We start from the raw sequence: 12776 nt of genomic DNA, 5'->3' as shown, positions 1-12776 counted from the left end.
AGCCGAACGGTTAAGGAGTACGACGCGTGCCCTCTCTCTTCCCGGCCCTGACCGATGCCCCGGCCGACGCCCCGGCCGCCGGCCGGCCCGCCCTCCGGTTCGGCGAGCGCTCACTGACGTACGCGGAACTCGCCGCCGCGGCCGGCGCGGTGGTCGGCGGCGTACGGGAGGCGCGGCGGGCCGCCGTCTGGGCGACGCCGACCCTGGAGACGGCGGTCGCGGTCACCGCGGCACTGCTCGCCGGGGTGACCGTGGTGCCCCTGAACCCCCGGTCGGGCGAGAAGGAACTCGGCCACATCCTGTCCGACAGCACCCCGGACCTGGTGCTCGCCGCCCCCGGCGAGAAGCTCCCCGCCCCGCTGGACGGTCTGGCCCGCCTGGACGTCGACCCGGCCGACCGGGCCCCGGGCGACCGTCCCCTCCCCGAGGACCGGGGGCGGGACGAGGACCCGGCCCTGGTCGTCTACACCTCCGGCACCACCGGCCCGCCCAAGGGTGCCGTCATCCCCCGCCGCGCGATCGCCTCGACCCTGGACGCGCTCGCCGACGCCTGGCAGTGGACCGGCGACGACGTCCTGGTGCACGGGCTGCCGCTGTTCCACGTGCACGGGCTGGTCCTGGGCGTCCTGGGCCCGCTGCGCCGCGGCGGCTCGGTGCGTCACCTCGGCAGGTTCAGCACCGAGGGGGTGACCCGTGAACTGAGCGGCGGCGCGACCATGCTGTTCGGGGTGCCGACGATGTACCACCGCGTCGCGGAGGCGCTGCCCACCGAGCCGGAGCTGGTCAAGGCGCTGGCCGGGGCGCGGCTGCTGGTCTCGGGGTCGGCGGCGCTGCCCGTGCACGACCACGAGCGGATCGCGGCGGCGACCGGGCGCCGGGTCGTCGAGCGGTACGGCATGACCGAGACACTGATGCTGTGCTCGTCCCGGTGGACACCCCCGGACCCCCGGCCCAGCGTCCGCGCGGACGGCGAGGCCCGCCCCGGCACCGTGGGAGTGCCGCTGCCGGGTGTGGAGCTGCGCCTGGTGGAGGAGGACGGGACGCCGGTGACCGCGTACGACGGGGAGACCGTGGGCGAGATCCAGGTGCGCGGCCCGAACCTGTTCACCGCGTACCTGAACCGGCCGGACGCCACCGCGGACGCCTTCACCTCCGACGGCTGGTTCCGCACCGGTGACATGGCGGTGCGCGACGCCGACGGCTATGTCCGGATCGTCGGCCGCAAGGCCACCGACCTGATCAAGAGCGGGGGTTACAAGATCGGTGCCGGGGAGATCGAGAACGCGCTGCTGGAACACCCCGGGGTCCGGGAGGCGGCGGTGACCGGGGAGCCGGACGCCGACCTGGGCGAGCGGATCGTGGCGTGGATCGTCCCCGCCGACCACCGGACCCCGCCCGCCCTCGGGGAGTTGGCCGACCATGTCGCCCGCCGTCTGGCCCCGCACAAACGCCCCCGGGTGCTGCACCTCCTCGCCGCGCTCCCCCGCAACGACATGGGGAAGATCATGAAGCGGGCGCTGCACGACGGCTGACCGGCGACCCCCACCACACCCGAGATCCCCCGTTCGGCGGCCCCCCGACCGGCCCTCCATAACGAGCCGTAACGAGCGGACGCCCCCGAATCCGCGCAGGATGGTCATGAGGTCCGCCACCCGGCGGCCCCGCAGGACCGCGCACTCGGGAGGATCTGCCGTGACCGCCAGTCTGGAGCAGTTGCGCCGCTGCCACTTCGCCGTCGACCTGGGAGCGGCCCGTACCCGGGTCTACGTCAAGGGTGCCGGTCTCGTCGTCGACCAGCCGTCCGCCGCCGCCGTGAACACCCGCAGCGGTGCACTGATCGCGGTCGGGGAACTCGCGGAGCGGATGACTGGACGGACGCCGAACTACATCCGCGTCGTACGGCCCGTCTCCGGCGGCACCGTCGTCGACATCGAGATGGCGCAGCGGATGCTGCGGCATCTGCTGGGCGACCGGATCCGCCGCACGCTGCGCCGCCGACCGGGCCTGCGCGCCGCCGCCTGCACCCCGCACGACGCCGATCCGCTCGCCCGGCGCGCCACGATCGAGACCCTGGTGGGGCTGGGCGCGCGCCGGGTGGAGCTGGTCGACACGCTCATCGCCGCCGCCGTCGGCTGCGGGCTGCCGGTGGAACATCCCGAGGCGACCATGATCCTGGTGTGCGGGGCGGCGACCACGCAGGTGGCCGTGCTCTCCCTCGGGTCGATCGTGACGGCCGAGCGCATGCCGGTCGGTGGTGACGCCGTGGACAACGCCATCGTCCAGCACCTGCGCCACCAGCACGAACTGATGCTGCCGAGCCAGTCCGTACGGCCGTTGCAGCTGGCCCTGTCGGGCAACGGGCTCACCCCGCACGGGCCGGAGTCCACGGAGATCCACGGCCGGGACGTCGCCACCGGCCTGGCCCGCTCGGTCAAGGTCGACACGGCCGCCGTGCGGCACGCCATCCAGACCCCGCTGACCGCGGTGCTGGACGGGATCGGCAAGGTGCTGCGGGGCTGCCCGCCCGACCTGGTCGCCGACCTCGCCGACCGCGGGATCATGATGGTCGGCGGGAGCGCCCTGCTGCCGGGCCTGGACCAGATGCTGCGGCAGGCGACGGGCATGCCCGTGCACATCGCCGAGCGGCCGGACGTGTGCGCCGTCCAGGGCCTGGGCGCCATGCTCGAGGGCAAGATCGCCCCCCTGACCCTGAACCCCCTGGCCACCTGAACCGCCCCCGGCCCGCCGCCCCCCCTCCCCACACACAGCACCCCACCAGCCCACCACTCCGCGCCCCGTGCCGCCGGAATCACGCCGGTTCGAGAAGCGGGGGGTGTAGGACGCCGCACACCGGGCAGGCGCATCCGCGAGCGCAGCCCGGACCCCGCACTGCCCGCCGCCGCCCGGTCCACGGCGACCGAACCCGACGCCCGGCCACGTACGGACCGACGAGGCGGTGACATGACCTCCGCGGCACCATCCCCTTCCTCTTCCTCAGGACGGCACGAGGCCCTGGTCATCGGTGGGCGCATGGACGCCGACCGGGCCCTGCTCACCCCCCGCGGCGAGCTCGTCCGGGGCTGTGCGGACACCCTCGCCGAGAGGCTGGCCCGGCTGCCCGCCCGCACGGCCCGGGTCGACCTGGACATGAGTGGGGTGCGCTTCATGGACACGGCGGGTCTGCGGTTCCTGGACGTGCTGCGCGACCACGGCCGCCGGTGGTCGGTGCCGGTCACGGCCACCCGCTGGAACGGTCAGCCGCGCCGCCTCCTGGAACTCGCCGGCCTGGACACCACCGACCCGCTGCGGCCCCCGCTCCGCGGCGGCGCTCCCGAGCGGGCGCCCATGACGGAGGAGGAGGTCGAGCGGCTCCGGCAGGCCATCGCCGCCCGGCCGGTGATCGACCGGGCCCGCGGGATCCTCATGGCCGCCCACGGGTGCAGCTCGGAAGCCGCCTGGCACGTCCTGCGCGAGGCGGCCCGGCTGTCCGGCACCGGGCTCCGCACGGTCGCCGCGGCCGTCACCACCGGCGCCGCCCGCACGGGCCCCCACCCTCCGGAGAAGGTACGGAAAGCCCTGGCCACGGCCCTCGCCCACCACCTGCCCTGAGCCGGAACCCCGGCCGCGGTGACGGATCAGGAGGGCGCGCCCACCGGCACGTCCGGCCGCGGCTCGCCGTCCTCGTCGAGGTCCGGCAGGATCGTCGACAGCGCGCTCGTGTGGAGGTCCTTCGTACGCAGCGTCAGGTTGCCCGATCTCCTCCTTCGACCTGGCACGCTCACGCGAACATGACCAAGGCCACATCCAGGGCCACGCGCGGCGTGGTGAGGAAATGGAAGAGCTGGCTCGCAGAGGCTTTGCACGCTCATCCGTATGACCGCGCCGATCTCTGCGCTCCCCCACGTGCCCGCCACCGGCCGTCCGCAGCCGGAACGGTCCAGTGATCCCTCGTTCTCCCCGACGTCATGGCCATACTGCTGTGGAGGAGCGGCACGCCACGACGGCCTCACGGCGATCGCTGCAGGGGCGATCAAGAAGGGCACGACCACGGTCGTGCCCAGGTAGAGGGAGACGCACCGCCACGGCGCTTTTGTGAACCCGTCCTGAGAGCAGGATCAAGCCCGCAACCGCGAGCGCGGGAGAGCGCACCGAGCCAACCGCGCACCGCAACCGAACGGATGTCCGAGGGTCGACCATGGGTCGCACGCCGATGCCGCTATTCTCCCCACACCAGGCGGAGTTCGGATCCGGCCTGCCGCCCTGCCATCCACTTGCCAAGGACGATCCCGATGCCTGAGCCCGACGTCACTGTTGTCATCGGCGCATACAACGCGATGCCGTATCTGACACGATGCCTGGAGTCCGTCGTCAGCCAGTCGCTGGGGCTCGACCGGCTGGAAGTCGTCGCGGTCGACGACGGCTCGACGGACGGGACCGGCAAGGAACTGGACCGGTTCGCTCAGGAACACCCCGACGCGGTGCGAGTGGTGCACCAGGAGAACTCCGGAGGCCCCTCCGCTCCCCGCAACACCGGCCTCGAACTGGCCAGAGGCCGCTATGTGATCTTCGTGGACGCCGACGACTACCTGGGCACCGAGGCGCTGGAGCGCATGCTCGCCGTCGCCGACGAACAAGGGTCGGACGTGGTCCTGGGCCGGGTGGTGGGGGTCAACCGAGCCTCTCCCAAGCGGGTGTTCACCGGAAACCTTCCCCGGGCCGACCTCTTCGAGTCGCGGGTGTGGTGGACGATGTCCGCCCACAAGCTCTTCCGTCGCAAGCACGTGCTGGATCTGGGGCTCCGGTTCCCCACCCACTACCGCATCGGCGAGGACCAGATGTTCGTCTCGCGGGCCTACCTGGCCGCCGAGGTGATCTCCGTGGTGTCCGACTACGACTGCTACTACCTGGTGCGGCGCGAAGACGGCGGCAACATCACCACATCCGACCGGGACATGGGCGGACGGCTGGCCTTCCTCAAGGACATCTGCGCCCTGGTCGCCGAACACGTCGAAGCCGGGCCTCGCCGTGACCACCTGCTGCTTCGCCAGTTCGACATCGACCTGAAGTCGTGGTCCGGCCCCCGGCTGCTGGAGCTCGAACATGACGAGCAGCTCAAGCACCTGGCAACTGCCAAGGAGATCATCGACGCATGGTGCACCCAGGGCATCATCGACAAGCTGCCCGCCATCCTCCGGCTGCGCTACTACCTGATCGCGCGGGAAATGTTCGAGGAGGCCCTGGAACTGCTGCGTTTCCAGGCCGATGCCGGCGGCCGGTACGAGATCGTGCTGGACGAAGGTACGGCGTACGCCGAGTACCCCTACTTCCGCGACCTCGACACGGCTGTGCCGGACAGTTGCTACGACGTCAGCCGCCAGCTGAAGAACGTTCACCACCTCGCCGACGCCCAGGTCGAGGGAACCCTGCTGCGGCTGACCGGTCACGCGTACGTCCAGCGGCTGGACAGCACGCGGACCACCACCGAAGTGCTGCTGCGCGAACGCGCCTCTTCGCAGGAGTACCGTCTGCCCACTGCCCGGACCGCGAGCCCCCAGGTCCCGGACGATGACCAGGCCGGCTTCACCGCCGACATCGACCTGGCCACCGCGGCCGGAGGCAGCCCGCTGACACCCGGCCTCTGGGACATCCACCTGGTGATCCACGCCGGCGACATGGAACGGCGAATACGCCTGGGCAGCCGCCGAGCCGACACCATCGACACCACGACACGCCCTCGCATCGCCGTACTCGCCGAGCAGGGCCCCACCGTCTTCACCCCCTACTTCACCAAGCCGTACGGCAACCTGACCATCGACATCGGCGAAACCGCCCACACCCTCGACAAGCGGGTCGGCGCCGGCGAAATCCGCTGGGCGGAGAAGGACAGCACGCTCCACGTCCTGGGGAAGCTGGACGTGGCCGCACTCCCTGACGGGCTCGCCCTGCTGCGGATGCGCAGCCAGACCGGTGACGTCCGCGACTTCGACCTTCATGCATCCGACGGCCGCTTCCGTGCCGAGGTACCGGTCAGCACGCTGACCACCGGGCTCTGGTCCGCCCACCTGGTCCTCGCGCTCGCCGACGGACCCCGCACCCTGTCCGTGCCACGGTCACCGCAGATGTCCGCCGTCCGCTGGCGCAGGAGCCTGCGCCGCTTCCAGGCCGTACCCCAGGACGACACCGACACCCTCGTACTGAAGGTCAGCCGCACAAGCCTGCTGGGCGGCCTGCGCACACACCGTGGCGGACACTGACACCGATCCGACGGGCAGCCGTCCCGCAGGAAAGGGGCGTGCGACGACCGCCGCACGTTGATCAGCTCAACCACCGGGTGGAGCGGAGAGTCCGCGATCGTCCTGTCACCGCTGCTCGGCTGGGGCCGGTTGCACAAAGCGACCTGCCTCAGCACCTCGCGTCACTTCAACGACGCCGCGAACCCTGTCCAGGCTTCCGGGGTGAGGCGGAGTATCGGGCCGTCGGGCACCTCGGAGTCACGGACGGCCACCATGCGGGAGACGTTACGGGCGACCTCCATGCATGCGCGGCTTGATCACTGTCACGAGACGGTTCTGGGTCAGGCGCAGCGTTCGTTCCGGAGTGCGCAGGCAGCGATGTGAGGGGGGGTCTGCCGCTTGCGACGTTTGTAGAGCTGGCCGTCAAGGCTGATACGAGGGGGACGAGGTTCCTCGCCTCCAAGCCCACCTGAAGCAAGATCAAAAAAGCGTGTCAAAGATCTGCACGCCCTGAGGAGAAGCAGCCCGAAACGCAGGATGCTCCGCAGCCCGCCCGCCCTCGGCGCGGCGGTCGCCCGTCCGGGTGCCGTCCGCCTCCTCGTCCGCCTGTCCGTCCGCCCCCGGACGGTCGGCGTCCGCGCTGGTCGGACGGTACGGACGGGTGCCGAGGGCGGGCGGACGGACCGTCCACCGCCGGGTGCGGGCAAGGGCGGACGGTCGTCCTCGGGTCGTAGACGTGGCCGCTGGGGGCGTGGGGCAGGGCGGGCCGGCCGCGGGGCGCGCCGGTCGCGGGAACGCGGGCCCCCACCCTCCGGAGGAGGTACGGAAGGCCCTGGCCACGGCCCTCGCCCACCACCTGCCCTGAGCCGCTCCCACCGGCACCCGCCAGCCCTCAGCCCTCAGCCCTCAATGAGATAGTCCCGCAGCGCGTGCGAGCGTGACGGGTGGCGCAGCTTGCTCATCGTCTTGGCCTCGATCTGGCGTATGCGTTCACGTGTCACGCCGTAGATCCTGCCGATCTCCTCCAGGGTCCGGGGGCTGCCGCCCAGGAGCCCGTAGCGCAGGGAGATGATGCCGGCCTCGCGCGGGGTCATCTCCGCCAGGAGGGTCTGGATGGCCTGCTGGAGAAGGCCGAAGGCGACCACGTCCCCGGGGGAGGGCGAATCGCTGTCCATGATGAGGTCGCCGAACTCGGTGCTGCCCTCGTCGGACAGCGTGATGTCCAACGAGACGGGCTCCTTGTTGTAGGCGTTGAGTTCAATCAGCCGCTCCACCGGGATGCCCGCCTTCTCGGCCAGCTCCTCCGGAGTGGGCTCGTCCCCGGTGCTGTGGATCAGCTCGCGGCGGATCCGCGCCACACGGTTGATGACCTCCACGGCGTGCACCGGTATGCGGATGGTGCGACCCTGGTCGGCCAGGGCGCGGGTGAGCGCCTGCCTGATCCACCAGGTCGCGTACGTGGAGAACTTGAAGCCCCTGGTGTAGTCGAACTTCTCCACGGCTCTGATCAGCCCGGTGTTGCCTTCCTGGATCAGGTCCAGGAACTGCAGCCCGCGCCCGGTGTAGCGCTTGGCGATGGACACCACCAGACGGAGGTTCGCCTCGGTGAAGTGGTTCTTCGCGCGGAGCCCGTCCTCGGCGAGGAGCGTCAGCTCCCGGCCGGAGTCCGGATCCGGGCACGCCTCCCCCAGGAGGTGCTCGGCGTACAGACCGGCTTCGATGCGCTTGCCCAGTTCCACCTCCTGCTCGGCGGTCAGCAGCCGGACCCTGGCGATGAGCCGCAGGTAGTCCTTGACCGGGTCGACCGTGCCGTCTCCCGAGGGAAACCGGCCGGCGGGGGCGTCCGTCTCGTCGTACTCCGGGCGAAGGCTCTCCTCCGCACCCTGCACATCTGTGGCGTTCATCTTGGCTCCAGAAGGGATTTCACATACCGTCCGGCGCGGAGAGGAATTCGACATAAAGCCGCCGCCCCTCGGCGAATACGGCATCGAAAACCAGGCTTTGCTTTCCCGATCCGGATACACTCTTGGCAACGAGCCGATTTTTCACTTCGTCAACCTCGAACGGCGTCGAGACCCATCCAAAACCAACCGTAACACCGTGCCGCTACACACCGGACCCGCCGCTCAGCACCATTCCGATGTGGCACACATCGCCCTTGACAAAGAAGCCCGTCGCGCACACAGAGGAAATCCGATCCGGCCCGGAAAGCGGTGAGAAAAAAGCCCGAGCGTCACTCGACCCCTCACGGAATGAACCCTCCAGCGGTTGCCTCGCCGCTCGGTGGCCCTCCCGCCGCAACGCCGATGCGGTGCGGCAGGACGTCCGTGCCCTGCTCGGCGCCCGCCCCCTCGAGCCGCACGCCGACGCCAAGAGCCCCACCGCACCCTTGCCGAATCACCCTTCGATCCGCGCCGGTACAAGATCCGGCGCTTCACCCTCACCGGCGAGGCGCACCCCATCGACATGCGTGCCACTCACACATGAACAACAGGGCACCAAAAACAGTATTCAGCTCACAGACACCACAAAGCCGAGCGCCATGCCATCCAGCTGACACCTGCACCCTGCCCGGGACCGCCCTTCGACCTGACACACCCCCGCGAATGTGACCGGAATTACACCCAGAACCACGCACGGTGTGGTGGGAAAATGAAAGAGCTGGTTCGCAGAGGTTTTGCGCGCTCGTCCGTATGACCGCGCCGATCTCTGCGCTCCCACACCTGCCCGCCCCCTGCCGTCCGCGGCCGGGACCGAGCGGTGGGACGGCCGTACGCCCTGCATCACGCTCGGACGCGGCCGAGCGCGGCGCCGCACAGACAGCGAGGGTTGAACGGCATGCAGTTCTCCGAGGGCCAGACACTCATCCATCCCCACCACGGCCCGGCCACCGTCACCGAGGTCCTCGACCGCTCGGTCAACGGCAGGAGCAGGCGCTACGTCGAGTTCCAGGTCCACCGGACCGATCTGCACATCGCCGTTCCGGTCGAGAAGGCCGACGAGGTGGGACTGCGCTCGGTCTACGCCGCGGCCCAGGTACGGGAACTGCTCGACGTCCTGAGGGCTCCCACCGGCGAGCAGGAGGAGATCTGGTCGCGGCGGTTCAAGGCCAACGGCGAGAAGCTCCGGGCCGGCGACCCCCTGCTCACCGCCGGCGTCGTACGCGACCTCGTGCGACGCCGGGAGGAGCGCGGGCTCTCCTCGGCCGAGAGGGACATGCTCAAGCACGCCCGCGAGCCGGTCCTCGCAGAACTCGCCCTGGCACTCTCGCTGTCCGACGGAGAAACCGAGGAACTGCTCGACTCGACCATCCTCGGTGATCAGCAGACCACTTGAGGCTTTCCCGTTCTGCGCGTGATGCAGGGGGCGTCCTCTCCACCGGAGTTCGGCGCCGACCCGTGCGACCGCCGCACCGTTGCGGGCCGAGGTGCTCATCTCAGAGACCGTCACCACGCCCACCGGCTGCCCCCGGTGCGCTCACTGGGGCAGCCGGTGGCGTGCGGGGTACGGAGCACGCCGCGGCGTTCAAGAAGCAGACTGGCTACGACATCAACGGTCGGACCGTACACGCACGTGCGCAGCCGACGCCGCCTGCGAGAACTGCGGGAGAAAGCCGCGAGGCCCCTCAGGTCCCGATGCGTCCAGACCGGCGGAGACACAGGTCTTCAAGGCGTTTCCCCGCCGGTCTCCGGCCAAGGACATCTGTCGGGTGAGGCACTGAAGGAAGTCGGTGACGAGTCTCTCGACCTCATGCCTGCCGGGGGCGTCGCGCACGTCGACGCGGTCCGCCCGGTGGACCCCGGCGTTACGCAAGAGGCGTTCCCTGCTCCTGTCGGCGGAAGCCCGGTCCTTGTGCTGGGGACCGTCGGTCTCGATGGCTCCGGCCCGGCCGCGACGCGTCACCACTCTTCGTCTGCGTGCACCGGTAGCCCGGCGGGGCTTCGAGGGGCATGCCGCTCGCCCCTCGGCGGGGGAGCAGGCGTTCCCGTGGTTCGGTGGTGGGGCGGGTGGGACTCGAACCCACGGCCGACGGATTATGAGTCCGTTGCTCTAACCGGCTGAGCTACCGCCCCATAGCGGCGTGTCGTGCACAGGTGTGCGTGCCGTCTGCCGCAGCATAGCCGCTCATACGATCTCCTGCCTCAATGATCGACTGCGCACGGCCTGCGTGACCATGAGGACTGCCTCCGGTCACGCACGGTTCCCCCGGGCAGCGAACAGGCATGAAAAAGGACCCCGGAGGGGTCCTCGTTCAGCATGCTCCCCCGACTGGACTCGAACCAGTAACCTGCCGGTTAACAGCCGGCTGCTCTGCCAATTGAGCTACGGAGGACCGAGCTCCCCCGACTGGACTCGAACCAGTAACCTGCCGGTTAACAGCCGGCTGCTCTGCCAATTGAGCTACGGAGGAATGCCTCGTTGCATCGAACGCACCTCCCTGGGTATCAGCCAGAGGGCGCGCGCTCGCTGCGACACATACATTAGCGCAAGCAGGGGGGTGCTTTGCCAATCGGTACCCCCCGGCGCCGTCGGCGCGCCGGAGACCTGTGCCGTCCCGCACACAGTCCTACACGAGGGAAGGGTGGCCGCCATGCGTTACCGGCTCACGTTCGTCGCCGGAGTCGTCCTGGGTTACGTGCTGGGCACGAGGGCCGGGCGCGAACGCTACGAGCAGTTGAAGAAGTCCGCGCGGCAGTTCGCGCAGAACCCCGCCGTGCGCAACACCGCGGAGACCGCGGCGCAGCAGGGCCGCGGCATCGCGGGCAAGGCGTACCACGCGGTGAGCGACAAGGTCGGGGACCGGATGCCCGACTCGGTGGCGCAGCGGGTACGCACCCTGCGCGAGCGCACCGCGCAGGGCGCCGGCGAGGACGACTGGGGCACCAGCAACACCTAGGACCCGCGGTGCGACACGGGTCCGGAGTCGTGATGTCGCCGGGTACGGCAGAATTTCGGCCATGGGGATAGTCGCCGGGTTGGACAGTGCGCCCGATTTCACTCGTATCGTCGTCTGTGACGCGGACACCGGAACCGTGCTCAAACAGGGGTACGCGCCGCATCCGGTGGAGAACCCCCAGGGCACGGGCCGTCCCTCCGACGTCGACCCGCAGGCCTGGCTGTACTCGCTGGGCGAGGCGGCGGGCGGCGGACTGCTGGAGGGCGTGCAGGCCATCGGGGTGTCCTCGCAGGCGAACGCGCTGGTGCCGCTGGACGCCCAGGGCAACACCGTGCGGCCCGCCATGGTCGGCGCCGACAAGCGGACCCAGGTCGCCGCGGCCGATCTGATCGACGCGCTGGGCGGCCGGGAGGCGTGGGCACAGGCGGTGGGAAGCGTGCCGCAGGCCGGGCACCCGGTGACCAAGCTGCGCTGGCTGGCCCGTACCGAGCCCGAGAACGCGGCGCGCACCGCCGTGCTGCTGCAGGCGCACGACTGGCTGGTGTGGCAGCTCCTCGGCCGTCCGGTGCGCCGGACCACCGACCGGGGCGGGGCCTCCGGCACCGGCTACTGGGCGGCGGCGACCGGCGGCTACCGGCCCGACCTGGTGGAGCTGGCGCTCGGGCACCAGACCCTGCTGCCGGAGGTGATCGGCCCGGCCGAGGCCGCCGGTGCGACGCCGGAGGGGCTGTTGATCTCGGCCGGCACCGGGGAGACGATGGCGGCGGCGTTCGGGCTCGGGATCGGGCTGGGCGACGCGGTCGTCTCGCTGGGCGCCTCCGGGTCCGTCATGGCCGTCCACCCCGAGGCCCTCTACGACCCCGACGGCATGGTCACCGCGCTGGCGGACGCCACCGGGATGCACCTGCCGGTCGTCACCACGCTGAACGCCGTACGGACCCTGCGCGGGACGGCGGAGCTGCTCGGGCTGCCCGATCTGGAGAGCCTGTCCGACCTGGCGATGAAGTCGACGCCGGGTGCGCACGGGCTGGTGCTGCTGCCCTACCTGGAGGGCGAGCGGACGCCGAACCTGCCGCACACCGCCGGGACCCTGTCGGGGCTGCGGCGGGAGTCGATGAAGCCGGAGCACCTGGCGCGGGCCGCGTTCGAGGGCATGCTGTGCGGGCTCGCGGACGCGCTGGACGTGCTGCGCGGCCGGGGCGTGGAGGTCCGGCGGGTGTTCCTGCTGGGGCAGGCCGCGGAGCTGCCCGCGGTGCAGGCGGCGGCGCCCGCGCTGTTCGGGGCGCAGGTGGTGGTGCCGCAGCCCGCGGACTACGCGGCGATCGGCTCCGCCCGGCAGGCGGCCTGGGCGCTCGGGGTGTCCCAGGGCACCCTCGACCCGCGTACGCCGCCGCTCTGGCAGGGCGCGGCGGCGCAGGTGCTGGAGCCCGGCGAGGACCTGGCGGTGGGGCAGGCGGTGCGCCAGCAGTTCGTGTCGGTGCGCGAGCAGACCCATCCGGGGGCGTTCCGGGCCTGAACACGGGTGGGAGGTCCGCGTCATGAGCGCGCGCGGCGTCATGAGCGCGCGCTCATGACGCCGCGGGCGGCAAATAAATCGTTTGAGGTAACACCGGTGCGGTGTCCGACGATGGGGGCCAGGGGCAACC

General features: G+C 71.0%; 11 protein-coding genes and 3 tRNA genes. 8 read left to right on the top strand and 6 right to left on the bottom strand.

The genetic code is table 11. The annotated features are described in order from the left end of the window. Positions 1 to 26: 26 nt before the first annotated feature. The 3 genes from PYS65_RS25045 to PYS65_RS25035 all read left to right on the top strand — a co-directional run bounded on the left by PYS65_RS25045 (position 27) and on the right by PYS65_RS25035 (position 3609). Positions 27 to 1532 carry an acyl-CoA synthetase gene (locus PYS65_RS25045; protein WP_279336190.1) on the top strand — a complete coding sequence of 502 codons (1506 nt, stop codon included), beginning with the start codon at positions 27 to 29 and terminating at the stop codon, positions 1530 to 1532. A gap of 160 nt (positions 1533 to 1692) precedes the next feature. Next, positions 1693 to 2730, top strand: coding sequence for a rod shape-determining protein (locus PYS65_RS25040; protein WP_279336189.1), 1038 nt, complete (start codon positions 1693 to 1695; stop codon positions 2728 to 2730). Between the two features lie 300 nt (positions 2731 to 3030). Continuing rightward, positions 3031 to 3609, top strand: a complete 579-nt coding sequence (locus PYS65_RS25035; protein ID WP_279336188.1) for an ANTAR domain-containing protein — start codon at positions 3031 to 3033, stop codon at positions 3607 to 3609. Between the two features lie 26 nt (positions 3610 to 3635). On the opposite strand, the gene PYS65_RS25030 is transcribed toward PYS65_RS25035, so the two are convergent. After that, entirely contained in the window at positions 3636 to 3782 is a 147-nt protein-coding gene (locus PYS65_RS25030; protein ID WP_279336187.1) for a hypothetical protein, read from the bottom strand. A 507-nt stretch (positions 3783 to 4289) separates the two neighbouring features. Between PYS65_RS25030 and PYS65_RS25025 the strand changes: the two genes are divergently transcribed. After that, complete coding sequence (locus PYS65_RS25025; RefSeq protein WP_279336186.1) at positions 4290 to 6254, top strand: glycosyltransferase family 2 protein; 1965 nt, start codon at positions 4290 to 4292, stop codon at positions 6252 to 6254. Between the two features lie 161 nt (positions 6255 to 6415). Here the strand turns inward: PYS65_RS25025 and PYS65_RS25020 are convergent, their stop codons facing one another. Together PYS65_RS25020 and PYS65_RS25015 are read right to left on the bottom strand one after the other, a co-directional pair. Then, a complete protein-coding gene (locus PYS65_RS25020) occupies positions 6416 to 6535 on the bottom strand; it encodes a DUF397 domain-containing protein (protein WP_341483698.1) in 120 nt (39 codons plus the stop codon). 597 nt (positions 6536 to 7132) lie between these two features. Next, a complete protein-coding gene (locus tag PYS65_RS25015; protein ID WP_279336185.1) occupies positions 7133 to 8137 on the bottom strand; it encodes an RNA polymerase sigma factor in 1005 nt (334 codons plus the stop codon). Between PYS65_RS25015 and PYS65_RS25010 the strand changes: the two genes are divergently transcribed. Both PYS65_RS25010 and PYS65_RS25005 read left to right on the top strand, forming a co-directional pair. After that, a complete protein-coding gene (locus tag PYS65_RS25010; protein ID WP_279336184.1) occupies positions 8127 to 8450 on the top strand; it encodes a hypothetical protein in 324 nt (107 codons plus the stop codon). The genes PYS65_RS25015 and PYS65_RS25010 overlap by 11 nt on opposite strands. A gap of 621 nt (positions 8451 to 9071) precedes the next feature. Then, complete coding sequence (locus PYS65_RS25005; RefSeq protein WP_279336183.1) at positions 9072 to 9569, top strand: CarD family transcriptional regulator; 498 nt, start codon at positions 9072 to 9074, stop codon at positions 9567 to 9569. A gap of 660 nt (positions 9570 to 10229) precedes the next feature. Here PYS65_RS25005 and PYS65_RS25000 read toward each other — a convergent pair. From PYS65_RS25000 to PYS65_RS24990, 3 genes are all read right to left on the bottom strand, one after another. Beyond that, positions 10230 to 10306 (bottom strand) — tRNA-Ile (locus tag PYS65_RS25000). Between the two features lie 187 nt (positions 10307 to 10493). Further along, positions 10494 to 10566, bottom strand: a tRNA-Asn gene (locus PYS65_RS24995). A gap of 5 nt (positions 10567 to 10571) precedes the next feature. Continuing rightward, a tRNA-Asn gene (locus PYS65_RS24990) sits at positions 10572 to 10644 on the bottom strand. 180 nt (positions 10645 to 10824) lie between these two features. Between PYS65_RS24990 and PYS65_RS24985 the strand changes: the two genes are divergently transcribed. Together PYS65_RS24985 and PYS65_RS24980 are read left to right on the top strand one after the other, a co-directional pair. Continuing rightward, entirely contained in the window at positions 10825 to 11130 is a 306-nt protein-coding gene (locus PYS65_RS24985; protein ID WP_279336182.1) for a YtxH domain-containing protein, read from the top strand. Positions 11131 to 11191: 61 nt separating this feature from the next. Continuing rightward, on the top strand, positions 11192 to 12646 hold the full coding sequence (locus PYS65_RS24980; protein ID WP_279336181.1) for a xylulokinase: 1455 nt from the start codon (positions 11192 to 11194) through the stop codon (positions 12644 to 12646). The last annotated feature ends 130 nt before the right edge of the window (positions 12647 to 12776 follow it).

This window comes from Streptomyces cathayae, assembly GCF_029760955.1.
Taxonomy (GTDB): Bacteria; Actinomycetota; Actinomycetes; order Streptomycetales; family Streptomycetaceae; genus Streptomyces; species Streptomyces cathayae.
Note: the sequence above shows the minus strand (reverse complement) of the source record. Positions and strands in the feature narration are given on the sequence as shown.

Excerpts from the sequence above, each read along its gene's own strand:
- PYS65_RS25035 (WP_279336188.1), top strand. The coding sequence starts at position 3,031 with ATGGACGCCGACCGGGCCCTGCTCACCCCCCGCGGCGAGCTCGTCCGG.
- PYS65_RS25025 (WP_279336186.1), top strand. The coding sequence starts at position 4,290 with ATGCCTGAGCCCGACGTCACTGTTGTCATCGGCGCATACAACGCGATG.
- PYS65_RS25020 (WP_341483698.1), bottom strand. The coding sequence starts at position 6,535 with ATGGAGGTCGCCCGTAACGTCTCCCGCATGGTGGCCGTCCGTGACTCC.
- PYS65_RS25015 (WP_279336185.1), bottom strand. The coding sequence starts at position 8,137 with ATGAACGCCACAGATGTGCAGGGTGCGGAGGAGAGCCTTCGCCCGGAG.
- PYS65_RS25005 (WP_279336183.1), top strand. The coding sequence starts at position 9,072 with ATGCAGTTCTCCGAGGGCCAGACACTCATCCATCCCCACCACGGCCCG.
- PYS65_RS24985 (WP_279336182.1), top strand. The coding sequence starts at position 10,825 with ATGCGTTACCGGCTCACGTTCGTCGCCGGAGTCGTCCTGGGTTACGTG.
- PYS65_RS24980 (WP_279336181.1), top strand. The coding sequence starts at position 11,192 with ATGGGGATAGTCGCCGGGTTGGACAGTGCGCCCGATTTCACTCGTATC.